This is a genomic window from Salmonella sp. 2020_1459 (genome assembly GCF_043847915.1).
Classification (GTDB): domain Bacteria; phylum Pseudomonadota; class Gammaproteobacteria; order Enterobacterales; family Enterobacteriaceae; genus Salmonella; species Salmonella enterica.
In genome coordinates this window covers 85,790-110,894 of sequence record NZ_JBCMFA010000004.1, presented here as the reverse complement: position 1 = coordinate 110,894, position 25,105 = coordinate 85,790, and the positions used below count along the sequence as shown (strand labels likewise).

At 52.9% G+C, this 25,105-nt stretch carries 18 protein-coding genes and 1 pseudogene; 13 read left to right on the top strand and 6 right to left on the bottom strand.

The annotated features are described in order from the left end of the window. Positions 1-10: 10 nt before the first annotated feature. Both ACH0VJ_RS12405 and yhhY read right to left on the bottom strand, forming a co-directional pair. A complete protein-coding gene (locus ACH0VJ_RS12405) occupies positions 11-1,225 on the bottom strand; it encodes a PfkB family carbohydrate kinase (RefSeq protein WP_000667440.1) in 1,215 nt (404 codons plus the stop codon). A gap of 264 nt (positions 1,226-1,489) precedes the next feature. Next, a complete protein-coding gene (gene yhhY, locus ACH0VJ_RS12400) occupies positions 1,490-1,978 on the bottom strand; it encodes an N-acetyltransferase (protein ID WP_001290278.1) in 489 nt (162 codons plus the stop codon). A gap of 467 nt (positions 1,979-2,445) precedes the next feature. Here yhhY and ACH0VJ_RS12395 point away from each other — a divergent pair, with 467 nt between their 5' ends. From ACH0VJ_RS12395 to gntU, 5 genes are all read left to right on the top strand, one after another. After that, positions 2,446-3,483 carry an oxidoreductase gene (locus ACH0VJ_RS12395; protein ID WP_000172384.1) on the top strand — a complete coding sequence of 346 codons (1,038 nt, stop codon included), beginning with the start codon at positions 2,446-2,448 and terminating at the stop codon, positions 3,481-3,483. Positions 3,484-3,606: 123 nt separating this feature from the next. Further along, positions 3,607-4,302, top strand: coding sequence for a pirin family protein (locus ACH0VJ_RS12390; RefSeq protein WP_000639789.1), 696 nt, complete (start codon positions 3,607-3,609; stop codon positions 4,300-4,302). A gap of 129 nt (positions 4,303-4,431) precedes the next feature. After that, positions 4,432-5,427: a gluconate operon transcriptional repressor GntR gene (gntR, locus tag ACH0VJ_RS12385; protein WP_000730242.1), complete on the top strand. Its 996-nt coding sequence runs from the start codon at positions 4,432-4,434 to the stop codon at positions 5,425-5,427. A 138-nt stretch (positions 5,428-5,565) separates the two neighbouring features. Next, entirely contained in the window at positions 5,566-6,099 is a 534-nt protein-coding gene (gene gntK, locus ACH0VJ_RS12380; protein WP_000108342.1) for a gluconokinase, read from the top strand. Beyond that, the gene (gntU, locus tag ACH0VJ_RS12375; protein WP_000105946.1) at positions 6,096-7,436 is read left to right on the top strand and encodes a gluconate transporter; all 1,341 of its coding nucleotides are present in this window, start codon (positions 6,096-6,098) and stop codon (positions 7,434-7,436) included. The genes gntK and gntU overlap by 4 nt, the downstream gene beginning before the upstream one ends. Here the strand turns inward: gntU and ACH0VJ_RS12370 are convergent. Beyond that, a pseudogene (locus tag ACH0VJ_RS12370) lies at positions 7,359-7,732 on the bottom strand (MarC family protein); the annotation flags it as partial. The gene gntU and the pseudogene ACH0VJ_RS12370 sit on opposite strands and share 78 nt — an antisense overlap. A gap of 126 nt (positions 7,733-7,858) precedes the next feature. On the opposite strand from ACH0VJ_RS12370, the gene asd reads away from it, so the two are divergent. The 7 genes from asd (at position 7,859) to ACH0VJ_RS12335 (ending at position 19,615) form a co-directional block, all read left to right on the top strand. Continuing rightward, the gene (gene asd, locus ACH0VJ_RS12365; RefSeq protein WP_000799940.1) at positions 7,859-8,965 is read left to right on the top strand and encodes an aspartate-semialdehyde dehydrogenase; all 1,107 of its coding nucleotides are present in this window, start codon (positions 7,859-7,861) and stop codon (positions 8,963-8,965) included. 347 nt (positions 8,966-9,312) lie between these two features. Then, positions 9,313-11,499: a 1,4-alpha-glucan branching enzyme gene (gene glgB, locus ACH0VJ_RS12360; protein WP_000098552.1), complete on the top strand. Its 2,187-nt coding sequence runs from the start codon at positions 9,313-9,315 to the stop codon at positions 11,497-11,499. Next, on the top strand, positions 11,496-13,472 hold the full coding sequence (glgX, locus tag ACH0VJ_RS12355; RefSeq protein WP_000192486.1) for a glycogen debranching protein GlgX: 1,977 nt from the start codon (positions 11,496-11,498) through the stop codon (positions 13,470-13,472). The genes glgB and glgX overlap by 4 nt, the downstream gene beginning before the upstream one ends. A gap of 14 nt (positions 13,473-13,486) precedes the next feature. Next, a complete protein-coding gene (gene glgC / locus ACH0VJ_RS12350) occupies positions 13,487-14,782 on the top strand; it encodes a glucose-1-phosphate adenylyltransferase (RefSeq protein ID WP_000253995.1) in 1,296 nt (431 codons plus the stop codon). Continuing rightward, a complete protein-coding gene (glgA, locus tag ACH0VJ_RS12345) occupies positions 14,782-16,215 on the top strand; it encodes a glycogen synthase GlgA (RefSeq protein WP_001197669.1) in 1,434 nt (477 codons plus the stop codon). The genes glgC and glgA overlap by 1 nt, the downstream gene beginning before the upstream one ends. A gap of 19 nt (positions 16,216-16,234) precedes the next feature. Next, positions 16,235-18,682 (top strand): glycogen phosphorylase, encoded by a 2,448-nt coding sequence (glgP, locus tag ACH0VJ_RS12340; RefSeq protein WP_000993424.1) that lies wholly within the window; start codon positions 16,235-16,237, stop codon positions 18,680-18,682. A gap of 177 nt (positions 18,683-18,859) precedes the next feature. After that, positions 18,860-19,615: an IclR family transcriptional regulator gene (locus ACH0VJ_RS12335; RefSeq protein WP_000724553.1), complete on the top strand. Its 756-nt coding sequence runs from the start codon at positions 18,860-18,862 to the stop codon at positions 19,613-19,615. A 43-nt stretch (positions 19,616-19,658) separates the two neighbouring features. Here ACH0VJ_RS12335 and ACH0VJ_RS12330 read toward each other — a convergent pair whose 3' ends face one another. Genes ACH0VJ_RS12330 through ACH0VJ_RS12320 form a run of 3 tightly spaced genes read right to left on the bottom strand, consistent with a single transcriptional unit; the run spans position 19,659 to position 23,654 of the window. Continuing rightward, positions 19,659-20,564: a dihydrodipicolinate synthase family protein gene (locus tag ACH0VJ_RS12330; protein WP_000192196.1), complete on the bottom strand. Its 906-nt coding sequence runs from the start codon at positions 20,562-20,564 to the stop codon at positions 19,659-19,661. Between the two features lie 43 nt (positions 20,565-20,607). After that, entirely contained in the window at positions 20,608-22,323 is a 1,716-nt protein-coding gene (gene ilvD, locus ACH0VJ_RS12325; protein ID WP_000078494.1) for a dihydroxy-acid dehydratase, read from the bottom strand. Further along, a complete protein-coding gene (locus tag ACH0VJ_RS12320; RefSeq protein WP_001653833.1) occupies positions 22,320-23,654 on the bottom strand; it encodes an MFS transporter in 1,335 nt (444 codons plus the stop codon). The genes ilvD and ACH0VJ_RS12320 overlap by 4 nt, the downstream gene beginning before the upstream one ends. Positions 23,655-23,991: 337 nt before the next feature. Between ACH0VJ_RS12320 and ACH0VJ_RS12315 the strand changes: the two genes are divergently transcribed. After that, positions 23,992-25,101: a glycerol dehydrogenase gene (locus tag ACH0VJ_RS12315; protein ID WP_000258841.1), complete on the top strand. Its 1,110-nt coding sequence runs from the start codon at positions 23,992-23,994 to the stop codon at positions 25,099-25,101. The last annotated feature ends 4 nt before the right edge of the window (positions 25,102-25,105 follow it).

Sequence of the window (25,105 nt, the reverse complement as noted above, 5' to 3'; positions counted from 1 at the left end):
GCTCCTTGATTTAGTGAGTAGAAATAGTTTGTTTGTAATGTGAACCCTGAATACGATGAAGAACGGAGTCGTTTTCCGGCATATCAGAGGCATTAGGCGTTTCAACCGCAAGTGAGGCAAATGCGCTGGCGTAGCACAATGCGGATGCCAGTGACTTTCCTTTTGCAAGGCCAGATGCGAGGGCGCCATTGAAAGCGTCACCCGCTCCCGCAGTATTTTTTACAACTGCCGGAAATGCCGGAGAATAGATGAATTGTGTGCCATCATAAGCAAGCGAACCTTTGCTACCTAATGTAATAATGGTATTTTTGACGCCTTTCTGGTGAATAATTTTGGCCGCGCATTTGGCTGATTCGATATCATTAACCGCCATATTGGCCAGCAGGCCTGCTTCCGTTTCATTTGGCGTAATATAGTCAATGTTATCAATGATGGTGTTAACCATGTCATTGTATGGCGCTGGATTGATAATGACCGGTATGTCATTTTTTTGTGCGAGACGAATTGTTTGCTGCAGCGCTTCGTAATTCGTCTCCAGTTGGACAAGAACAATATCTGAATGAACAATGGCTTCTTTCTGAATGGTGATTTCATCAGGGGAAATTGTCATGTTGGCGCCAGGGTAGATAGCGATGACGTTATCTCCGGTATCTCCATTCACCATGATGGTTGCTGTACCTGTTTGTGTTTCTTTGGTCTGGTAGATAACACTTTTATGGATTTTTGATGAGTTTATAAAATTAATGGCGTAATCACTAAAATGATCTGAGCCGACTTTAGTAATAAAATGCACATCAGAGTCGGCATAGCTTGCTGCTAATGCCTGATTACATCCCTTACCGCCGGGTGAAAAAATAAATTTATCGGCCAGCAATGATTCTCCCGTTGAGGGTAATCTCGGTAGATAACTGATGATATCAACATTGAACGAGCCAATAACACATACATTATTTTTCATGGCAGAGAGACCTTTTTTTATTTTCTGCGCTGATTCATATTTTTCCAGCACATAAGCAATTTCATTTTTTGCGACGTTATCAAGAGAATCAAGGGTAATAAATGCACCACCATGACAGCGAGTAAGATATCCCTGTCCGGCAAGTTCATTGAGATCTGAACGAATAGTTTCCTTTGTTACCTTGAGACTTTTCGCCAGATTTGAAACTTTTACAACTCCCGAAATACTGAGTTCCTTCAATATTCTATGATGGCGTTCAAATTTCATTTTTTACCTCACCGTGGTTAAATTAGTCCCGGGAGGAGTATATTGTTGTGATTGTCACCATAAAGTGATGGCAGAAACCAAAAAAAAACAAAAATGTAATATTAATATTGCTAAAATTACGAAAAAAACGGTGATAAAGCTTAAAGCGGCAATAACCATGAAATTCAGATGGTTATTGTTTTGATATAGGGGAAGTAGGTTGCAATAACTGGAATGTTGTGAAGGTTTGTGACGTTTCGCCCCACAGGGTGGGGCGGGGAAGCGCTATTTCACGCGCGCCATAAAGTACGCATCAACGTACTCACCGTTGCGCAGGCCGTATTTCTTACCGGTGCCTTCGATTTCAAAGCCGTACTTCTTATACACCGCCACGGCGGGCTCGTTATCAACAAACACCGTTAACTCAATACGGTCAACGCGCAGCCAGTTATCGCACATGTCGATCATGGTGCGGATCAGCGCGCTGGCAATGCCACGATTGTGCCACCGGGCATCCACGCAGATACCAAAATCGGCCACGTGGCTGCGGCGAGGGCGTTGGGTGACCTGAATAGAAAGATGGCCAACGACAATATCGTCAATGCAGGCAACCAGTTGTTTAACCCCGGCTTGCTCGGTTAGCCGCGCCTGCCACATTTCGAGGGAAGGATGAGGAACCTGTAGCGTGTTGTGGTACACCTCCGGCTGGGCGTGGATCTGACGAATGGCGTCGTAATCTTTCGGTTCAGCGTGGCGTATCACTATTTCACTCATTCCTTATCTCCTGCAGGGTTAATTGTGTATTTACACTCGCTGAGAAAGAAAATTCCGTCAACCGCATTTTTTTGCAAAAAGAAGTAGACAAGTGCTAATGAGAATGATTATTATTGCCTTGCGTTCAGGGGAACCCCTACGGAGAACCTGAAAGCACGACATTGCTCACATTGCTTCCAGTATTATTTTGGCCAGCTTTTGCTGGCTTTTTTTTTGGGTTTTGTTTCAGCCTGGCTTACTTGTCATTTTGTCCCCGGGAAGTGCTCGTGCTCCTCACGTACATTTAGTACGCTCCGGGCCCTGCGCGCTTGCCGTGAATAATCTGCCTGCGCCACTTACGCCCGATCTTGAGGCATCTGCTTTTGTAGGCCCAAAAAGGCAACGCCGCATCCGGCAAAGAATCCAACATTCAGTCTCCTCACGCTTTGCGCTATGGTGTAAACAATCATCTTCAAAAGGATCGTCTCATGACCTTACACTGCGCATTTATTGGATTCGGCAAAAGCACCACCCGTTACCATCTCCCCTACGTTCTGAATCGGAAAGATACCTGGCATGTCGCGCATATTTTCCGTCGTCACGCTAAACCGGAAGAGCAGGCGCCGCACTATTCACATATTCACTTCACCAGCGATCTGGATGAGGTGTTGGGCGATCCGCAGGTAAAACTGGTGATCGTCTGTACCCATGCTGACAGCCATTTCGAATACGCTAAACGCGCGCTGGAAGCGGGTAAAAATGTGCTGGTTGAGAAACCTTTCACGCCGACGCTGGCGGAGGCAAAAGTGTTGTTCGACCTGGCGCGAAGCAAAGGACTGACCGTCACGCCGTATCAGAATCGGCGTTTTGATTCCTGTTTTCTTACTGCTAAAAAAGCGATTGAGAGCGGGAAACTGGGCAAGATTGTCGAAATTGAAAGCCATTTCGATTATTACCGCCCGGTAGCAGAAACCAAACCGGGCCTGCCGCAGGACGGCGCTTTCTACGGACTTGGCGTCCACACCATGGATCAAATTATTTCGCTATTTGGCCGCCCGGATCATGTCGCGTATGACATTCGTAGCCTGCGCAATAAAGCGAATCCGGATGACACCTTTGAAGCGCAACTGTTTTATGGCGATTTGAAGGCTATCGTTAAAACCAGCCATCTGGTGAAAATCGACTATCCGAAGTTTATTGTTCATGGCACCAAAGGTTCGTTTGTGAAATACGGTATCGATCAACAAGAAACCAGCCTGAAAGCGAACATTATGCCTGGCGAGCCGGGTTTTGCCGCTGACGAATCCGTCGGTGTGCTGGAATATGTTAACGATGACGGCGTTACGGTGAAAGAAGAGGTGAAACCGGAAACGGGTGACTATGGTCGCGTTTATGATGCGCTGTACCAGACGTTGACCGTCGGTACGCCTAATTACGTCAAGGAATCTGAAGTTCTTACCAATCTGGAAATCCTCGAACGTGCTTTCGAACAGGCAACGCCTGCGACGATAACCCTCGCTAAATAGCCCTTACAGACTCCTCTGCGCTTATTCATATTTTTTGAACAGAGGAGTCAATTTTCACCCTCTATGATCCCGGACGGAATGAGTCCACACTTATTCCATCGAAAACATCTGGGGGTGAACACAATGATCTACTTACGCAAAGCAAACGACCGCGGTCATGCGAATCATGGCTGGCTTGACTCCTGGCATACCTTTTCTTTTGCCGATTATTACGATCCGAACTTTATGGGGTTCTCGGCGCTGCGTGTGATTAACGATGACGTGATCGACGCAGGCCAGGGGTTCGGTACGCATCCGCATAAAGACATGGAAATTTTGACCTATGTACTGGAAGGCGCTGTAGAACACCAGGACAGTATGGGCAATAAAGAACAGGTTCCGGCCGGTGAATTCCAGATTATGAGCGCCGGGACCGGCGTTCGCCACTCCGAGTACAACCCGAGCAAAACGGATCGTCTGCGGCTGTACCAGATCTGGATCATTCCGCAAGAAACCGGCATCACGCCGCGCTACGAACAGCGTCGCTTCGACGCCGCGCAGGGCAAGCAACTGGTGCTTTCGCCAGATGCTCGCGATGGTTCGCTGAAGGTCCACCAGGATATGGAGCTGTACCGCTGGGCGCTGCTCAAAGATGAGCAGTCGGTGCATCAGATTGCCGCTGAGCGCCGCGTCTGGATCCAGGTGGTAAAAGGTAACGTGACCATTAACGGTACCAAAGCGACGACCAGCGACGGCCTGGCGATTTGGGATGAGCAGGCAATCTCGATTCATGCCGACAGCGACAGTGAAGTGTTGTTGTTTGACTTGCCGCCAGTCTAACGTGCTGTAACCTTTTGTAGGCCGGATAAGACGCGAAAGCGTTGCCATCCGGCTTTTCATCGTTTGTCATTAATTCCGCACGTCCGTGGTAAACTGGGCAAATCTATCCCTTTTATACCTTTCAGGACGATGAAAAAGAAAAGACCCGTACTTCAGGATGTGGCCGACCGTGTGGGCGTGACCAAAATGACGGTCAGCCGTTTTTTGCGTAATCCGGAGCAGGTCTCCGTCGCGCTGCGGGGTAAAATTGCGGCTGCGCTTGATGAGCTCGGGTACATTCCTAATCGCGCGCCTGACATTCTTTCCAACGCCACCAGTCGCGCCATTGGCGTTCTGCTGCCGTCTTTAACCAACCAGGTCTTTGCGGAAGTGTTACGCGGCATTGAGGCCGTCACCGATGCCCACGGGTATCAGACCATGCTGGCGCACTACGGCTATAAACCGGAGATGGAGCAGGAGCGCCTGGAGTCGATGCTCTCCTGGAATATCGACGGCCTGATCCTTACTGAGCGTACCCATACGCCGCGCACCTTAAAAATGATCGAAGTCGCCGGGATTCCGGTGGTGGAACTGATGGATAGCCAGTCGCCGTGTCTCGATATTGCCGTCGGTTTTGACAACTTCGAGGCCGCCCGTCAGATGACCGCCGCGATTATCGCGCGTGGTCATCGTCATATCGCCTATCTGGGGGCGCGCCTCGACGAACGTACTATCATCAAGCAGAAGGGTTATGAACAGGCGATGCGGGACGCAGGCCTGGTTCCTTACAGTGTGATGATGGAGCAATCTTCATCTTACTCTTCCGGTATCGAACTCATGCGCCAGGCGCGACGCGAATACCCACAGCTTGACGGTATTTTTTGCACCAACGATGACCTGGCGGTGGGGGCGGCCTTCGAATGCCAGCGCCTGGGGCTAAAAATCCCGGGCGACATGGCGATCGCCGGGTTCCACGGTCATGATATCGGCCAGGTGATGGAACCGCGTCTGGCAAGCGTCCTGACGCCGCGCGAGCGAATGGGCAGCATTGGCGCGGAACGTCTGTTGGCCCGCATTCGCGGCGAAACGGTCACGCCAAAAATGTTAGATTTAGGTTTCACCTTGTCACCGGGCGGATCTATTTAGTCTGACAACTTTGAAGTAGCTCACACTTATTCACTTTTGGCACGAATGGTCATTGCGTCGTGAATGGTGCGGTTGGACAATGTTACCGATAACAGTTACCCGTAACAAATTTTGCAACTTGTAGAGTGGGGGCCCGCTTTGAGCACGACTAATCATGATCACCACGTTTACGTTCTGATGGGCGTATCAGGCAGCGGTAAATCCGCTGTCGCAAGCGCCGTGGCGCATCAGCTTCATGCCGCGTTTCTGGACGGCGATTTTCTGCATCCGCGCTGCAATATTGAAAAAATGGCTTCCGGCGAGCCGTTGAATGATGATGACCGCAAACCGTGGTTACAGGCGCTGAACGACGCCGCTTTCGCGATGCAGCGTACCAATAAAATCTCGCTGATCGTCTGTTCCGCACTGAAAAAACATTATCGCGACCTGCTGCGCGAGGGAAACCCGAACCTCTCCTTTATCTATCTGAAAGGTGATTTCGACGTCATTGAAAGCCGTCTGAAAGCGCGCAAAGGTCATTTCTTCAAAACCCAGATGCTGGTGACGCAGTTTGAAACGCTGCAAGAGCCGGGTGCCGACGAACGCGATGTTCTGGTGGTGGATATCGACCAGCCGCTGGAAGGCGTCGTGGCGAGCACCATTGAGGTCATCAATAAAGGCAGTACGCTGTGAGTACATTAACACTGGTTTTAACCGCCGTCGGTTCCGTCTTACTGCTGCTGTTTCTCGTGATGAAGGCGCGTATGCACGCCTTCGTCGCGTTAATGGTCGTCTCAATGGGCGCGGGGCTTTTTTCAGGGATGCCGCTTGATAAAATCGCCGCGACCATGGAAAAAGGGATGGGCGGCACGCTGGGCTTCCTGGCGATTGTGGTCGCGCTGGGGGCGATGTTCGGCAAGATTCTGCATGAAACCGGCGCGGTCGATCAGATAGCCGTCAAGATGCTTAAATCCTTTGGTCATAACCGCGCGCACTATGCGATTGGCCTGGCCGGGCTGATTTGCGCGCTTCCGCTGTTCTTTGAAGTGGCGATTGTGCTGCTGATAAGCGTGGCGTTCTCTATGGCGCGTCATACCGGCACAAACCTGGTGAAGCTGGTCATTCCGCTGTTTGCGGGCGTGGCGGCAGCCGCGGCGTTTTTGTTGCCTGGGCCTGCGCCGATGCTGCTGGCTTCCCAGATGCATGCTGATTTCGGCTGGATGATCCTGATTGGGCTGTGCGCCGCCATTCCTGGCATGATTATCGCCGGGCCGCTGTGGGGGAATTTTATCAGCCGTTACGTTGAGCTGCGTATTCCTGACGACATTACCGAGCCGCATCTGGGTGAAGGTAAAATGCCTTCTTTCGGCTTCAGCCTGGCGCTGATCCTGCTGCCGTTGGTGCTGGTAGGACTGAAAACGATCGCCGCGCGTTTTGTGCCGGAAGGTTCCACCGCTTACGAATGGTTTGAGTTTATCGGTCACCCCTTCACTGCGATTCTGGTCGCTTGTCTGGTAGCGATTTACGGCCTGGCGATGCGCCAGGGGATGCCGAAAGACAAAGTGATGGAAATCTGCGGCCACGCGCTACAACCGGCGGGCATTATTCTGCTGGTGATTGGCGCAGGCGGGGTGTTCAAACAGGTACTGGTTGACTCCGGCGTCGGCCCGGCGCTGGGCGAAGCGTTAACCGGTATGGGACTGCCGATTGCCATTACCTGCTTTGTGCTGGCGGCGGCGGTGCGCATCATTCAGGGTTCCGCGACCGTGGCGTGTTTAACCGCGGTCGGTCTGGTGATGCCGGTCATTGAGCAACTGAATTTCTCCGGCGCGCAGATGGCGGCGCTCTCTATCTGTATCGCCGGCGGTTCAATTGTGGTTTCTCATGTTAACGACGCCGGTTTCTGGCTGTTCGGTAAATTTACCGGCGCGACCGAAGCACAGACGCTGAAGACCTGGACGATGATGGAAACTATCCTCGGCACGGTCGGCGCGATTGTCGGGATGATTGCTTTCCAACTGCTGAGCTGAGTCTTGTTGCCCGGTGGCGCTGTGCTTACCGGGCCTGGAAACGGGCACATATCGACACCGTAAGCCGGGTAAGGCGTAATCGCTACCCGGTTTTTTATTGAGGTGTGCATGGCAATCGCCCAACGACGTTTTGCCTCGCCATGTTTCAGTATGCGCATAAAAACAGGCAAATTTCTACGCTGATCCATAATTAGGATCAATAAAACAGCGACGGAAATGATTCCCTTCCTAACGCAAATTCCCTGATAATCGCCACTGGACTTTCTGCTTGCGCGGTAAGGCAGGATAAGTCGCATTACTGATGGCTTCGCTATCATTGATTAATTTCACTTGCGACTTTGGCTGCTTTTTGTATGGTGAAGGATGCGCCACAGGATACTGGCGCGCATACACAGCACATCTCTTTGCAGGAAAAAAACGCTATGAAAAATGTTGGTTTTATCGGCTGGCGCGGAATGGTCGGCTCTGTTCTCATGCAACGCATGGTAGAGGAGCGCGATTTCGACGCTATTCGCCCTGTTTTCTTTTCTACCTCCCAGTTTGGACAGGCGGCGCCCACCTTCGGCGACACCTCCACCGGTACGCTACAGGACGCTTTTGATCTGGATGCGCTAAAAGCGCTCGATATCATCGTGACCTGCCAGGGCGGCGATTATACCAACGAAATTTATCCAAAGCTGCGCGAAAGCGGATGGCAGGGGTACTGGATTGACGCGGCTTCTACGCTGCGCATGAAAGATGATGCCATTATTATTCTCGACCCGGTCAACCAGGACGTGATTACCGACGGCCTGAACAATGGCGTGAAGACCTTTGTGGGCGGTAACTGTACCGTTAGCCTGATGTTGATGTCGCTGGGCGGTCTCTTTGCCCATAATCTCGTTGACTGGGTATCCGTCGCGACCTATCAGGCCGCCTCCGGCGGCGGCGCGCGCCATATGCGCGAGCTGTTAACCCAGATGGGTCAGTTGTATGGCCATGTCGCCGATGAACTGGCGACGCCGTCTTCCGCAATTCTTGATATTGAACGCAAAGTTACGGCATTGACCCGCAGCGGCGAGCTGCCGGTTGATAACTTTGGCGTACCGCTGGCGGGAAGCCTGATCCCCTGGATCGACAAACAGCTCGATAACGGCCAGAGCCGCGAAGAGTGGAAAGGCCAGGCGGAAACCAACAAGATTCTCAATACTGCCTCTGTGATTCCGGTTGATGGTTTGTGTGTGCGCGTCGGCGCGCTGCGCTGTCACAGCCAGGCGTTCACCATCAAGCTGAAAAAAGAGGTATCCATTCCGACGGTGGAAGAACTGCTGGCGGCACATAATCCGTGGGCGAAAGTGGTGCCGAACGATCGTGATATCACTATGCGCGAATTAACCCCGGCGGCGGTGACCGGCACGTTGACTACGCCGGTTGGTCGTCTGCGTAAGCTGAACATGGGGCCAGAGTTCTTGTCGGCGTTTACCGTAGGCGACCAGTTGTTATGGGGCGCCGCCGAGCCGCTGCGTCGAATGCTGCGCCAGTTGGCGTAGTGGCTATTGCAGCGCTTATCGGGCCTGCGTGTGGTTCTGTAGGCCGGATAAGGCGCGTCAGCGCCGCCATCCGGCGGGGAAATTTGTGTTAAACCAGGGGTGCATCGTCACCCTTTTTTTTGCGTAATACAGGAGTAAACGCAGATGTTTCATTTTTATCAGGAGTTAAGCAGAGCATTGGCTATTCTTTAAGGGTAGCTTAATCCCACGGGTATTAAGCCTAACCTGAAGGTAGGACGACGCAGATAGGATGCACAGTGTGCTGCGCCGTTCAGGTCAAAGAAGTGTCACTACCTGATGTTGAATTCAGTGAGATGGAGTGACGCCACAAAACAGGATGACAAACCATGTCCAGTCGTATCGATAGAGACGTGATTAATGCGCTAATTGCAGGACATTTTGCGGACCCTTTTTCCGTACTCGGAATGCACCAGACCCAAGCCGGACTAGAAGTCCGCGCCCTATTACCTGACGCCACCGACGTATGGGTGATTGAACCCAAAACCGGACGTAAAGTCGGCAAACTGGAATGTCTCGACGCTCGCGGTTTTTTCTGCGGCGTTTTACCCCGACGTAAAAATTTCTTTCGCTATCAGCTCGCCGTGACCTGGCACGGACAGCAGAACCTCATCGACGATCCTTACCGTTTTGGTCCATTAATACAGGAAATGGATGCCTGGCTATTGTCGGAAGGCACCCACCTGCGTCCTTATGAAACGCTGGGCGCGCACGCCGATACGATGGATGGCGTCACCGGCACCCGTTTCTCCGTCTGGGCGCCTAATGCTCGTCGCGTTTCGGTTGTCGGGCAATTCAACTATTGGGATGGGCGTCGCCACCCGATGCGTCTGCGCAAAGAGAGCGGTATTTGGGAGCTGTTTATCCCCGGCGCGCATAATGGACAACTGTATAAATTCGAGCTGCTTGATGCGAACGGTAATCTGCGCATTAAAGCCGATCCCTATGCTTTTGAGGCACAGATGCGTCCGGAAACGGCGTCGATGATTTGCGGACTGCCGGAGAAAGTGACGCCAAGCGAAGAACGACAAAAAGCCAATCAGTTTGATGCGCCGATCTCGATTTATGAGGTGCATTTAGGTTCATGGCGCCGCCATACGGATAACAATTTCTGGCTGAGCTATCGTGAGCTGGCGGATCAGCTTGTGCCTTACGCCAAATGGATGGGCTTTACGCACCTTGAACTCTTGCCGGTTAACGAACATCCGTTTGACGGCAGTTGGGGCTACCAGCCGACCGGCCTCTACGCGCCGACCCGCCGCTTTGGTACGCGGGACGACTTCCGCTATTTCATCAATGCGGCCCATGCGGCGGGCCTTAACGTCATTCTCGACTGGGTGCCGGGCCATTTCCCGTCCGATGAATTTAGCCTCGCGGAGTTTGACGGCACCCACCTCTATGAGCACAGCGACCCGCGCGAGGGCTATCACCAGGACTGGAATACGCTGATCTACAACTATGGTCGTCGTGAAGTCAGTAATTATCTGGTGGGCAACGCCCTGTACTGGATGGAGCGTTTTGGGATTGATGCGCTGCGTGTCGATGCGGTGGCCTCTATGATCTACCGCGACTACAGCCGCAAAGAGGGCGAGTGGATACCGAACGAGTTCGGCGGTCGTGAAAACCTGGAAGCCATTGAGTTTCTGCGCAATACCAACCGCATTATTGGCGAGCAGGTGCCCGGCGCGGTCAGCATGGCGGAAGAGTCGACAGACTTCTCTGGCGTGACGCGTCCACCGGAAACGGGCGGCCTGGGGTTCTGGTACAAGTGGAACCTGGGCTGGATGCACGACACGCTGGACTACATGAAGCTGGACCCGGTGTACCGCCAGTATCATCACGACAAGCTGACCTTTGGTATGTTGTATAACCATACCGAAAACTTTGTTCTGCCGCTGTCGCACGATGAGGTGGTTCACGGCAAAAAATCCATTCTCGATCGTATGCCGGGCGATGCGTGGCAAAAATTTGCTAACCTGCGCGCCTATTATGGCTGGATGTGGGCCTTCCCCGGCAAGAAACTGCTGTTTATGGGGAATGAGTTTGCCCAGGGACGCGAGTGGAACCATGACGCCAGCCTCGACTGGCACCTGCTGGAGGGGGGCGATAACTGGCACCACGGGGTTCAGCGTCTGGTACGCGATCTCAACCACACCTATCGCCACCATAAAGCGTTGCATGAGCTGGATTTTGATGCTTACGGCTTTGAGTGGCTGGTGGTCGATGACAATGAACGCTCGGTACTGATTTTTGTACGCCGTGATAAAGCCGGTAACGAGATCATCGTCGCCAGCAACTTTACGCCCGTGCCTCGCCACGACTACCGCTTTGGCATCAATCAGCCGGGACGCTGGCGTGAAATTCTCAATACTGATTCGATGCATTATCACGGTAGCAACACCGGCAATGGCGGCGTGGTGCACAGCGATGAGATCGAAAGCCATGGCCGTCAGCACTCTCTTAACCTGACGTTACCGCCGTTGGCGACGATCTGGCTGATGCGGGAGGGGGAATGACGCAGCTTGCGATCGGCGAAGCAACGCCGCATGGCGCAACGTATGACGGTCATGGCGTGAATTTCACGCTCTTTTCCGCCCATGCGGAGCGCGTAGAGCTGTGCGTTTTTGATTCCCGAGGGAATGAGCGTCGCTATGACCTGCCAGGACGTCGCGGCGATGTCTGGCATGGTTATCTGGCAGGCGCCAGGCCAGGTTTGCGCTATGGCTATCGCGTACATGGCCCGTGGCAGCCAGCGCAGGGGCATCGGTTTAATCCGGCGAAGTTACTGCTTGATCCTTATGCGCGCCGGGTCGAGGGCGAACTAAAAGATCATCCGCTGTTGCACGGCGGACACGATGAACCGGACTACCGCGATAACGCGGCGGTGGCGCCGAAAAGCGTGGTAATCAGCGACCATTATGACTGGGAAGATGACGCCGCGCCGCGCACGCCGTGGGGAAAAACGGTCATCTATGAAGCGCATGTCAAAGGGCTTACCTACCTGCATCCGGAACTCCCCCAGGAGATACGCGGCACCTATAAAGCGCTCGGTCATCCGGTCATGGTGGCGTACTTCAAACAGCTTGGCATTACGGCGCTGGAACTGTTGCCGGTGGCGCAGTTTGCCAGCGAGCCGCGCCTGCAACGTATGGGACTGACCAATTATTGGGGTTACAACCCGATGGCGATGTTCGCGCTGCATCCCGCCTGGGCCAGTTCGCCCGAGACGGCGCTGGACGAGTTTCGCGATGCGGTGAAAGCGCTGCATCGCGCGGGGATTGAGGTCATTCTGGACATCGTATTAAACCATAGCGCCGAGCTGGATCTGGACGGTCCAACCTTCTCCCTGCGCGGAATTGATAACCGTAGCTATTATTGGATAAGGGACGATGGCGATTATCACAACTGGACGGGGTGCGGCAACACGATCAATTTAAGCCATCCCGGCGTGGTGGAATACGCGTGCGAGTGTTTGCGCTATTGGGTGGAAACCTGTCATGTCGATGGTTTTCGTTTTGATTTGGCGTCCGTCATGGGGCGCACGCCGACGTTTCGCCAGGATGCGCCGCTGTTCGCCGCGATTAAAGCGTGCCCTGTGTTATCAACGGTCAAGCTGATTGCTGAACCGTGGGATATTGGCGAGGGCGGCTATCAGGTCGGGAATTTTCCGCCACCGTTTGCCGAGTGGAACGATCATTTTCGCGATGCGGCCCGCCGATTCTGGTTGCCGCGTAACCTGACGACCGGGGAGTTTGCCTGTCGTTTCGCCGCTTCCAGCGATGTGTTTAAACGCAATGGCCGCGCGCCCGGCGCCTCTGTCAATCTGCTCACGGCGCATGACGGTTTTACGCTCCGGGACTGCGTCTGTTTCAATCAGAAACACAATGAGGCGAACGGTGAGGAAAATCGCGACGGCACCAACAGCAATTACAGCGACAATCATGGTAAAGAAGGATTAGGCGGTCCGCTTGATTTAATGGAGCGGCGGCGCGACAGCATTCATGCCCTGCTGGCGACGCTACTGCTCTCTCAGGGAACGCCGATGCTGCTGGCAGGCGATGAACATGGCCATAGCCAGCACGGCAACAATAACGCCTACTGTCAGGATAATGCCTTAACCTGGCTGGACTGGCAGCAGGCAAACCGTGGGTTAACCACGTTTACCGCCGCGCTGATTCGTTTGCGTCAGCAGATACCGGCTTTAACCGGCAATAGCTGGTGGGAAGAAGGCGATGGCAACGTGCGTTGGCTGAATAAAAACGCGCAACCCTTGAGTGCGGATGAGTGGCAAAACGGGCCTAAGCTGATGCAAATTCTGTTGTCGGACCGTTTTCTGATTGCGATAAATGCCACGCTTGAGGTGACAGATATAGTTTTACCCGAAGGGGAATGGCGCGCCGTTCCCCCATTCGCTGGAGAGGATAATCCGGTGATAACGGCGGTCTGGCAGGGACCTGCGCATGGACTGTGTGTGTTCCAGAGAGGATAAAAAAGGAGTTAATCATGGTGAGTTTAGAGAAGAACGATCGTGTAATGTTGGCGCGCCAGCTGCCATTGAAATCTGTTGCCCTAATCCTGGCCGGCGGCCGCGGCACGCGTCTAAAAGATTTAACGAACAAACGCGCCAAACCAGCCGTCCACTTTGGTGGGAAGTTCCGCATCATCGATTTCGCCTTATCTAATTGTCTGAACTCCGGGATTCGCCGTATCGGCGTGATCACTCAGTATCAGTCCCACACGCTGGTGCAGCACATTCAGCGCGGCTGGTCACTGTTTAGCGAAGAGATGAACGAATTTGTCGATCTGCTGCCAGCTCAACAGCGTATGAAGGGCGAAAACTGGTATCGCGGCACGGCAGACGCGGTGACCCAGAACCTGGATATTATTCGTCGCTATAAAGCGGAATATGTCGTCATCCTGGCAGGCGATCATATCTATAAGCAGGACTACTCGCGTATGTTGATCGATCACGTTGAAAAGGGCGCGCGTTGCACGGTGGCCTGTATGCCGGTGCCGATCAAAGAAGCGACGGCATTCGGCGTGATGGCGGTCGATGAAAGCGACAAGATTATTGATTTTGTCGAAAAACCGGCGAATCCCCCCGCAATGCCTGGTGACGCCAGCAAATCGCTGGCCAGTATGGGCATTTACGTTTTTGACGCCGATTACCTGTATGAATTGCTGGCGGCAGACGATAAAGATGACGCGTCCAGCCACGATTTCGGTAAAGACATTATCCCCAAAATCACCCGCGAAGGTATGGCTTACGCGCATCCTTTCCCGCTCTCCTGCGTGCAGTCCGATCCGCAAGCCGAACCGTACTGGCGCGATGTAGGTACGCTGGAAGCTTACTGGAAGGCGAACCTGGATTTAGCCTCGGTGACGCCGGAGCTGGATATGTATGACCAGAACTGGCCTATTCGTACGCATATGGAATCGCTACCGCCTGCGAAATTCGTGCAGGACCGCTCCGGTAGCCACGGTATGACGCTGAACTCGCTGGTCTCCGGCGGCTGCATTATCTCCGGTTCGGTGGTGGTGCAATCTGTGCTCTTCCCACGGGTGAGAATAAATTCTTTTTGTAATATTGATTCGGCAGTGTTGTTACCTGAGGTTTGGGTAGGACGCTCCTGCCGTTTACGTCGCTGTGTTATTGACCGTGCCTGTATTATCCCGGAAGGCATGGTGATTGGTGAAAATGCGGAAGAGGACGCTCGTCGTTTCTACCGTTCAGAAGAAGGTATTGTACTGGTCACGCGTGAAATGCTGCGCAAACTGCAGGTCAAACAGGAGCGATAATGCAGGTTTTACATGTATGTTCAGAGATGTTCCCCCTGCTGAAGACTGGGGGTCTGGCGGATGTGATAGGCGCGTTGCCTGCGGCACAAATTGCGGATGGTGTTGATGTTCGCGTTCTGCTTCCAGGGTTTCCCGATATCCGTCGGGGGATACCCGACGCGCATGTGGTGAGCCGCCGCGATACTTTCGCAGGTAAGATATCGCTGCTGTTCGGGCATTATAACGGCGTGGGCATTTATCTGATCGACGCGCCGCATCTGTACGAGCGTCCAGGCAGTCCCTATCACGATACGAATTTATATGCCTATACCGATAACGTGCTGCGCTTTGCCCTGTTAGGGTGGGTCGGCTGTGAAATGGCCTGCGGACTTGATCCATTCTGGCGCCCCGACGTGGTGCACGCCCATGACTGGCACGCCGGGCTGGCGCCCGCCTATCTGGCAGCGCGCGGGCGGCCGGCGAAATCGGTCTTTACCGTACACAACCTGGCCTATCAAGGCATGTTTTATGCAAAGCATATGGATGACATCGAACTGCCGTGGTCATTCTTTAATATGCATGGGCTGGAGTTCAACGGACAACTCTCCTTTTTGAAGGCCGGTTTGTACTATGCCGACCATATTACGGCGGTGAGCCCGACCTATGCGCGTGAAATTACCGAACCGCAGTTTGCTTATGGTATGGAAGGCCTGCTGCGTCAGCGTCATCTGGAAGGGCGCTTGTCCGGCATACTGAACGGCGTGGATGAGAAGATCTGGAACCCGGAATCCGATCTGCTGCTGGCGTCGCGCTACACGCGCGATACCCTGGAAGAGAAGGCGGAAAACAAACGTCAGCTACAAATTGCGATGGGGTTGAAGGTTAACGACAAAGTGCCGCTGTTTGCCGTGGTAAGCCGTCTGACCAACCAGAAAGGTCTGGATCTGGTGCTGGAGGCGTTACCGGGGCTGCTGGAGCAGGGCGGGCAGTTGGCGCTACTCGGCGCGGGCGATCCGGTGCTTCAGGAGGGGTTCCTCGCGGCGGCGGCGGAACACCCAGGGCAGGTTGGCGTACAGATCGGCTATCACGAAGCTTTCTCGCATCGCATTATGGGCGGCGCGGACGTTATTCTGGTGCCCAGTCGTTTCGAACCGTGCGGCTTAACGCAGTTATATGGCTTAAAGTATGGCACGCTGCCTCTGGTGCGGCGTACCGGGGGGTTGGCCGATACGGTCTCCGACAGTTCGCTGGAAAATCTGGCGGACGGTATCGCCAGCGGTTTTGTCTTCGAAGACAGTAACGCCTGGTCGTTGCTACGCGCGATTCGGCGTGCTTTTGTGTTGTGGTCACGGCCTTCGCTTTGGCGGTTTGTACAACGGCAGGCGATGGCGATGGATTTTAGCTGGCAAGTTGCCGCGAAATCATACCGCGAGCTGTACTATCGCTTGAAATAGTCATCCAGGAATCATTTATATGAATGCTCCGTTTACTTATGCATCGCCCACACTCAGCGTTGAGGCGCTTAAGCATTCTATTGCCTATAAGCTGATGTTTACGATTGGTAAAGACCCGGTCATTGCCAATAAACATGAATGGCTGAACGCCACGTTGTTCGCGGTGCGCGATCGTCTGGTGGAGCGCTGGCTGCGTTCTAATCGAGCCCAATTATCGCAGGAAACCCGGCAGGTTTATTACCTGTCGATGGAGTTTTTGATTGGTCGTACTCTCTCTAACGCGCTGCTCTCGCTGGGCATTTATGACGACGTTAAAGGCGCGCTGGAGGCCATGGGCTTAGATCTCGAAGAGCTGATCGATGAAGAGAATGACCCAGGGCTTGGCAACGGTGGCTTAGGACGGCTGGCGGCTTGCTTCCTGGACTCGCTGGCGACGCTAGGATTACCGGGTCGCGGGTATGGCATTCGCTACGATTACGGCATGTTTAAGCAGAATATTGTCGACGGGCGGCAAAAAGAATCTCCGGATTACTGGCTGGAATATGGCAACCCGTGGGAGTTCAAGCGCCACAATACGCGCTATAAGGTGCTTTTTGGCGGTCGCATTCAGCAGGAAGGTAAAAAAGCGCGCTGGATTGAGACGGAAGAGATTCTGGCCGTCGCGTATGATCAGATCATCCCCGGTTACGACACCGACGCCACTAACACACTGCGGCTGTGGAATGCGCAGGCCAGTAGTGAAATCAACCTCGGTAAATTCAACCAGGGCGACTACTTTGCGGCGGTGGAAGATAAAAACCACTCTGAGAACGTTTCACGGGTGCTCTACCCGGACGATTCCACCTATTCCGGACGCGAGCTGCGCCTGCGCCAGGAGTATTTTCTGGTCTCGGCGACGGTACAGGATATCCTGCACCGTCATTATCAACTGCATAAAACCTATGAGAATCTGGCGGATAAAATCGCCATTCACCTCAATGATACGCATCCGGTGCTGTCAATTCCGGAGCTGATGCGCCTGCTGATTGATGAACATAAATTTAGCTGGGACGACGCGTTTGAGGTGTGCTGTCAGGTCTTCTCTTATACCAACCATACGCTGATGAGCGAGGCGCTGGAGACCTGGCCTGTCGATATGCTGGGGAAAATTCTGCCCCGTCACCTGCAGATTATCTTCGAGATTAACGACTATTTCCTGAAAACGTTGCAGGAGCAATATCCCAACGATACCAGCCTGCTTGGACGCGCGTCGATTATTGATGAGTCGAACGGCCGCCGGGTACGGATGGCCTGGCTGGCGGTGGTGGTCAGCCATAAAGTCAACGGCGTTTCTGAACTCCATTCCAACCTGATGGTGCAGTCGCTGTTCGCGGATTTTGCGAAGATTTTTCCGACCCGTTTTTGTAACGTCACTAACGGCGTTACGCCGCGCCGCTGGCTGGCGCTGGCAAACCCGCCGCTTTCTGACGTGCTGGATGAGAATATTGGTCGTACCTGGCGTACCGATCTTAGTCAGCTCAGCGAGCTGAAGCAGCATTGTGATTATCCGCTGGTCAATCATGCGGTGCGTCAGGCGAAGCTGGAAAATAAAAAACGGCTGGCGGTAGTGATAGCGCAACAACTGAATGTGGTGGTGAACCCTAAAGCGTTATTTGACGTGCAGATTAAGCGTATTCACGAATACAAGCGGCAGTTGATGAACGTACTGCATGTCATTACCCGCTATAACCGCATTAAAGAAAATCCGGAGGCCGACTGGGTGCCGCGGGTGAATATTTTTGCCGGTAAGGCGGCTTCCGCCTATTACATGGCAAAACACATTATTCATCTGATCAACGACGTGGCGAAAGTGATTAACAACGATCCGCAGATTGGCGACAAGCTGAAAGTGGTGTTTATCCCGAACTACAGCGTCAGCCTGGCGCAGGTGATCATTCCCGCTGCTGACCTGTCTGAGCAGATTTCGCTGGCAGGGACAGAAGCTTCCGGCACCAGTAATATGAAATTTGCCCTGAACGGCGCGCTCACCATTGGTACGCTGGATGGCGCGAACGTAGAGATGCAGGAGCATGTCGGCGAGGAGAATATCTTTATCTTCGGTAATACTGCAGAAGAGGTGGAAGCGTTGCGCAGGCAGGGTTATAAGCCTCGCGACTATTATGAAAAAGATGAAGAGCTACATCAGGTACTGACGCAGATTGGTAGCGGCGTCTTTAATCCGGAAGAGCCAGGCCGTTACCGCGATCTGGTAGATTCGCTGATTAACTTTGGCGATCACTATCAGGTGCTGGCGGACTACCGCAGCTACGTGGACTGCCAGGATAAGGTGGATGAGTTGTATCGTCGCCCGGAAGAGTGGACGACGAAAGCGATGCTCAACATTGCCAATATGGGCTACTTCTCATCGGACAGAACCATCAAAGAGTATGCCGAAAATATCTGGCATATTGATCCGGTGCGGTTGTAGCGGTTTAACGCTTGAGAACGGGGCCAAACGGCCCCGTTTTTTATCGTGGTATATTCGGGGGGTATGCCGATATTCGTCTGCTGAATCTGTTAGCGGCACTTGGTCTCTGTCATGGAAAAAGGGTTGAGTACTGGTGTATAGTATTAGCAGAAAAATCCATAATTAATTGATAATAATATGAAAAAGATTACGACATCTATTCCGGCTCTCGATAAAATTATGCGCGTATTTGCTTACCTTCTGGAGTGCGATGGCGCAACGTTTACCCAGATCCATCAAAATTCAGGGATTGCGAAAAGCAGTACCTCATCTTTGCTCAACGGCATGGTGGAGCATGGGTTATTACGCCAGGAAAAAGACAAGTATTATCTGGGGCTACGCCTGTATGAATTAGGTAATAAAGCGGCGGAACAGTACGATATTAAAAAAATCGCGTTACCGATTCTTGAAGAGATTCGCGATAACACCGGCCTGACCTGCCATCTTGGCGTTCTGGAGGGCGATGCCCCTATTTACCTTCTGAAAGTCGAAAGCCCACAGGCTATTGTGATTCGAAGCTGGGAGGGCAAGCGCCTCTCATTACATAGCTCAGGGCTGGGAAAGGTGCTGATTGCATGGCTTAGCGGGGAAGAGCTGGAGGAGTTGCTGCCTCCAGATCAGATATTAACGCGTTTTACGGATACGACGATCACGGATGTGAATATCCTTAAGCAGGAGTTAGCAGGAATTCGCCGTCGCGGCTGGGGTTATGATAACGAAGAAGACTCCCTTGGCGTGCGCTGCATTGCGGTGCCGGTATTCAATACGCAGGGGAAAGTGATCGCCGCCCTGAGCGTGTCCGGCGTTACGTTCCAGATCCCCGATGATAAACGCGAGTCGCTTGCTACGCTGATGATGGATGCCAGCCGTAGCCTGACGCGTCTGATGTGCTGAAATAAAAAGACATAGCGGGCAAGAAGCCCGCTTTCGTCATCGCTTAAAGTCCCGCACGCTGTAAGATCTGCTTCAAATTCGAAATATGTTCTTCATTTGCCGGCAAAACGGGGGGCATTACATGAGTTGAAATATCGACTCCGCTAAGCTGAATTGCCTTTTTGATTATCCCGAAGAAAGGTGAATCCAGGCTGTAAATAGTGGAAAGCGCGGACAGCCTGCGCTGTAATCCGAACATTGTCTCATACTCTTTTTCACACCACGCGCGGTAGATCCCGCAGGTTAGCTGCGGCGCAAAGTTCGCTGTCGCTGGGATCCCGCCGTTGCCGCCTAAGATAAGCGTATCCATCATATATTCATCATAGCCGGAGAAAATAACGAAGTCCGGACGCACTGGCCTGACATTATTGATGATTTCACGAATATGGCTGATATTATCAACGGTATCCTTAATGCCGATAATATTGGGGTGATCCTGCGCCAGCCGGGTCATTAAATCAACGCTAAGGTCCTGTCCCGTCAATGCTGGAAAGTTGTAGAGAATGACCGGGCTTTTTATGTTATTAGCCACGGTTTTGAAATGATGATAAATATACTCATCGGTCAATCTGGCATAGTAGGGATTGAGTACCAGCACGGCATCGACTTCGAGTCGGTCGGCATGCTGACCATACTCAATCACTTCCTGCGTGCTGGTGCTGCTAATACCTAATAGTACTGGAATACGGCGGTTAATATGACGGACGCAAAACTCTGCGGTTTCCAGACGCAGCGCATTGGTCATATGGCAAAATTCCCCCCCGCTGCCCAGCAGTAATACGCCATTGACCTTGCTTGCAATAAGATGATCCAGCAAGGTTGCCATGCCGACTTTATCTAACTCTCCCTGCGCATTAACAATGGTCGGAACTGGCGGAAATACGCCGTGAAATTTCGTAATCTGAGTCATGTATTGATCCTTAAAACAGGCGAGCCGTAGCCCGCCAGGGATATTATTTAAGCCAGGCTCCGGCCATTAATGATGTTGCATTAGCGGTGAACTGTTTAAAGACGCCGCGACGGTTTGAATAATCAGGTTTCTTCCAGCTTGCTCGACGCTCTTCAAGACAGCGGCGTATTTCCTCTTCTGTTTTAGGCATCCCGTCGATCCCTACAATATTGAGCTTGCGGCCTTTCACATCCATTTCGATTAAATCACCATCTTCCACCAGGGCAATCGGCCCGCCATCAGCGGCTTCTGGCGAGACGTGTCCGACACATGGCCCGCTGGTCGCTCCAGAGAAACGACCGTCGGTAATCAATGCGACTTTTCCGTCGAGGCGTTTGTCATACACGATGGCATCGGTTGTCATCAGCATTTCCGGTGCGCCAGAGCCTTTTGCGCCTTCGTAGCGAATGAAAATGACGTCGCCGGGTTCGATATGGTTATGGATGATGGCCTGCTGAGCGTCTTCTTCGGAGTTAAAGACCCGAGCCGGACCGGTATGGTGGTGCATATCCGGCGCACAGGCCGCGTATTTAATGACCGCTCCTTCAGGCGCGATGTTGCCTTTCAGTACCGCAATCGACCCTTTTTTGGTGGCATTTTCTGGTTTACGGATCACCTCCTCCGGACTGACTTTGTAATTGTTGAGGTAACCGTGGTTGCGGGTAAAGAAGCCGGATTGATGGAGCATTTCCAGGTTGTCGCCGAGCGTACGGCCAGTCACGGTAAGAACATCAAGATCCAGATAATCGCGCAGATACCATTGCACCATTGGCACGCCGCCAGCGAACCACATCATTTCGGTAACGTATTCACCGCTGGGCTGAATATTGGTCAGATAAGGGATTTCGTTATTGATCCGATCAAACAGTTCGGGCTTCAGCTCCCATCCAAGTTCATGAGCGATGGCCGGAAGGTGGATCATCGCATTGGTGCTGCCACCAATAGCAGCATGGACTTTGATAGCATTTTCAAACGCCGCAGGAGTCAGGATCTTATGGGTGGTGATATTTTTCTCCGCCAGATACAGCGCCTGGTGGCCTGCAGTTCTGGCAACGCGGCGAATTTCCGCCAGGGTCGATGGCAGCAAAGCGCTGCCTGGCAGGGCCAGCCCCAAGGCCTCCGACATGCACTGCATGGTACTGGCCGTTCCCATAAACTGGCAGGCTCCGGCGGTGGGGCAACCGCATTGCTGCATGGCTTCTACTTGCTGAATGCCGATTTCGCCTTTCTTCAACTTAGCAGTGATCCCGCCGAGGTCAGAAGTACTCATATTCGGTGCCGGACGCATAGAACCGCCGGGAATATGCAGCAGCGGCAGGTTCAGGCGTGCGGCGGCAATCAGATGCGCCGGGATAGATTTATCGCAGCTTGAGATCAGAATACCGGCATCATAAGGCACCACTGAGGCATGAATTTCGACCATGTTGGCAATAGCTTCTCGAGATGCCAGGATGTAATTCATCCCATCGTGGCCCTGACCCCAGCCGTCGCAGATATCCGTTACATGGTGACGGACCGCGCGACCGCCGCTTTCATGAACACCCAGCACGGCTTCATCGCCCAGTTGGTTAAGATGGAAACTGCCCGGATGACTTTCACCATAGCAATCATCCACCAGGACCTGCAGTTTATTGACATCTTCTTTGCTGTAATTCATTCCAAGACGCAGGGCGTCGAGCTGCGACCACAGGTCGCGAGCATGTTGACATTTTTGGCTCATTTGGCGATTCCTTCCTGTTTAAGTGACGCACCCGGCGTCGAGGTGTTAGGTGTGTTGCTGCTACCTGCAGGACGAGCGGTAACAGAAGGTAAGCTGAAAAGCAGTCCAACGGCGATAAGCAGGGCAGCAACCAGTACGGTCATTCCTGCTGTTTGCGAGAACGTCACCGTTAACAGCCCGACGAGGTACGGACCGATAAAGCCGCCGATGTTGCCCAGGGCGTTGATCGTGCCGCGCACGCCGCCCAGAACGTTGGGGGCGAAGAGTAATGGCGGCAGCGTCCAGAATGGACCGGCATAGGCTTGCAGGAAGAACCCGCAAATAACCATCATGCCGTAGGCGAGCCAGACGTTATCTTTCAGTAATAAGGAGAGGGCGAGACAGGCCGCGAAACCCAGCAGAGGAATAGCCGTGTAAAGGCGGCGATTCATCGTTTTATCACACCATTTGGCGATGTAATACTGACCGATAATGCACAGAACGTAAGGTGCCGCGGTGAGTACCCCAACGATGGTCATGCCGCTGCCGGTCAGGTGTTTAATCAGATTTGGCATCCATAGCGCGAAGCCATAGAAGCCGACCTGTACGAAGAAATAGATACCGACAAGCTTCCACAGGTTGATGCTTTTTAATACGCCGCGAATGCTGCTTTGCTCTCCGCCAATACTCAACGCGCGATCGGCCAGCAATTTTTGTTCGATCCAGGCGCGCTCTTTCGGATCCAGCCACTTTGCCTGATGCGGGTGATCGGAAACCAAAGGTAGCCAGACAAAGAGCAGACCCAGAGAGAGCAAGCCTTCGATGATAAACATCTCCCGCCAGCCGTAGGTTTCAATAAGCCAGCCGGAAAGCGGCCCGGTAATAATAGAAGCGACGGCCAGGTTCATCTGGAAATAGGCGATAGCCCTGGCGCGCTCCTCATTTGGGAACCAGTGGCCAATCAGCGCCAGAATGGCGGGATACACAGCACCTTCCGCCACGCCGAGCACAAAGCGGATAATCAACAACTGCGTCGGTGTCTGAACAAAACCGGTCAGCAGGGCAAAGCCACCCCAGGCGACGATTGTCCAGGCAATTAACTTCTTGGCGCTTAGCCGCTCGGCTATCTGACCGCCGGGAATTTGCAGGAAGATATAACCAATAAAGAAGATCCCGGCGACCAGACCGGCAAAAGAAGCCGTCATGCCTAAATCTTCATCCATGCCGCCTGCGATCCCAATGGCGATATTGGTCCTGTCCATATAGGCCACGATATAAACGAGGATCGTGGCTGGAATAATATGCAGCCAGCGCCCTCGTGTGGTCGGTTTCTCTATTTCAATGCTCATCATTGCATCCCTTTAGTATCAAAAATGTGTTCTGTATATGGAACTACTGTTCTGTATATTGACACTATGCCGACGTATTCATACAGCGTCAATTCCATACTCTAAGGAAGGTTATATTTTGTGATTTGCTTCAAAAATGAACGGAGATAAGGTGAGAAAGAGCGGATAACCCACTGGAAACTGCTCATCGGTCTAATACATCGCCAAAATTGTGCGCTGCCTCACAGGATAAGATTATGCTCTCACCTGGTCATTGTGCGTTCAGAGTAAACAGCATTAAATTCTTTATGTGGAATTTGTGTTCTGTATATTGAACTTTAATACTTTTTAAGGAGAAACAATGGTTACTACCGCGATCTTTCCGTCACGATATGTTCAGGGTAAAGGAGCGTTGACAACGCATCTCCCGCAGGAATTGGCCGCACTCGGTCATAAGGCGCTGATTTTGCAGGATCCTGTTGTTCACAACACCTACCGGGATACAGTTGCAACAGCACTGCACGGGGTGATTGAATTTGATATCGAAGTGTTCAGTAGCGAGTGCAGTGATGAGGAAATTGCTCGCATCTCCGCACGCGCGCAGGAAATTGGCGCCGATGTGATTGTTGGTATGGGGGGCGGGAAAACCCTGGATACGGCAAAAGCAACCGGCGCCAGCCTGCGGCTGCCTATTGCCGTGGTTCCTACTCTGGCCTCAACGGATGCGCCGTGCAGTTCACTGGTTGTTATCTATACGCCAGAAGGGAAATTCAAACGCTACCTGATGATTCCACGTAACCCGACGCTTGTGCTGGTGGACAGCAGTATTATTGCTGCCGCGCCGGTACGCTTTTTGGTTTCCGGGATAGGCGATGCGCTGGCAACCTGGTTTGAAGCGGAAGATTGCCGCATCAAAGGGGCAGGCAATATGACCACCAGGCCAGGACCGATGACCGCATTTGAGCTGGCGCGCTTTTGCTACACTACCTTAATGCGCTATGGGCGCCTGGCGAAGCTTGCCTGTGAACAACATCAGGTTACTCCGGCGCTCGAACATGTTATCGAAGCGAATACGCTATTATCCGGGCTCGGTTTTGAAAGCGGTGGGCTGGCGGCGGCGCACGCCATTCATAACGGTCTGACGGTACTGCCCGCCACGCACAAATACTGGCATGGGGAAAAGGTTGCGTTTGGCACGCTGGCAATGCTTATGCTCACCGATAGAGCGCCTGAGCTTATCGAGGAGGTTTATCAATTTTGTGAAGATATAGGCTTGCCCACCACGCTGGCGGATATTGGTCTGGCTGGCGTTAGCGATGATGAACTGCTGGTCGTTGCCAGGGCGTCTTGTCAAACTGGGGAAACGATACACAACGAGCCGTTTACCATTACGCCGGAGGCTGTGCAGGCGGCATTGCGGGCCGCCGATGCTGTTGGGCAGGCGCGGAAAAAGATCGATCTTGCAGGTTAATGTG

Excerpts from the sequence above, each read along its gene's own strand:
- ACH0VJ_RS12335 (WP_000724553.1), top strand. The coding sequence starts at position 18,860 with ATGAAAAAGATTACGACATCTATTCCGGCTCTCGATAAAATTATGCGC.
- glgC (WP_000253995.1), top strand. The coding sequence starts at position 13,487 with ATGGTGAGTTTAGAGAAGAACGATCGTGTAATGTTGGCGCGCCAGCTG.
- ACH0VJ_RS12330 (WP_000192196.1), bottom strand. The coding sequence starts at position 20,564 with ATGACTCAGATTACGAAATTTCACGGCGTATTTCCGCCAGTTCCGACC.
- ACH0VJ_RS12390 (WP_000639789.1), top strand. The coding sequence starts at position 3,607 with ATGATCTACTTACGCAAAGCAAACGACCGCGGTCATGCGAATCATGGC.
- ACH0VJ_RS12315 (WP_000258841.1), top strand. The coding sequence starts at position 23,992 with ATGGTTACTACCGCGATCTTTCCGTCACGATATGTTCAGGGTAAAGGA.
- ACH0VJ_RS12405 (WP_000667440.1), bottom strand. The coding sequence starts at position 1,225 with ATGAAATTTGAACGCCATCATAGAATATTGAAGGAACTCAGTATTTCG.
- glgP (WP_000993424.1), top strand. The coding sequence starts at position 16,235 with ATGAATGCTCCGTTTACTTATGCATCGCCCACACTCAGCGTTGAGGCG.
- glgX (WP_000192486.1), top strand. The coding sequence starts at position 11,496 with ATGACGCAGCTTGCGATCGGCGAAGCAACGCCGCATGGCGCAACGTAT.
- gntR (WP_000730242.1), top strand. The coding sequence starts at position 4,432 with ATGAAAAAGAAAAGACCCGTACTTCAGGATGTGGCCGACCGTGTGGGC.
- ilvD (WP_000078494.1), bottom strand. The coding sequence starts at position 22,323 with ATGAGCCAAAAATGTCAACATGCTCGCGACCTGTGGTCGCAGCTCGAC.
- ACH0VJ_RS12395 (WP_000172384.1), top strand. The coding sequence starts at position 2,446 with ATGACCTTACACTGCGCATTTATTGGATTCGGCAAAAGCACCACCCGT.
- asd (WP_000799940.1), top strand. The coding sequence starts at position 7,859 with ATGAAAAATGTTGGTTTTATCGGCTGGCGCGGAATGGTCGGCTCTGTT.
- yhhY (WP_001290278.1), bottom strand. The coding sequence starts at position 1,978 with ATGAGTGAAATAGTGATACGCCACGCTGAACCGAAAGATTACGACGCC.
- glgB (WP_000098552.1), top strand. The coding sequence starts at position 9,313 with ATGTCCAGTCGTATCGATAGAGACGTGATTAATGCGCTAATTGCAGGA.
- glgA (WP_001197669.1), top strand. The coding sequence starts at position 14,782 with ATGCAGGTTTTACATGTATGTTCAGAGATGTTCCCCCTGCTGAAGACT.
- ACH0VJ_RS12320 (WP_001653833.1), bottom strand. The coding sequence starts at position 23,654 with ATGATGAGCATTGAAATAGAGAAACCGACCACACGAGGGCGCTGGCTG.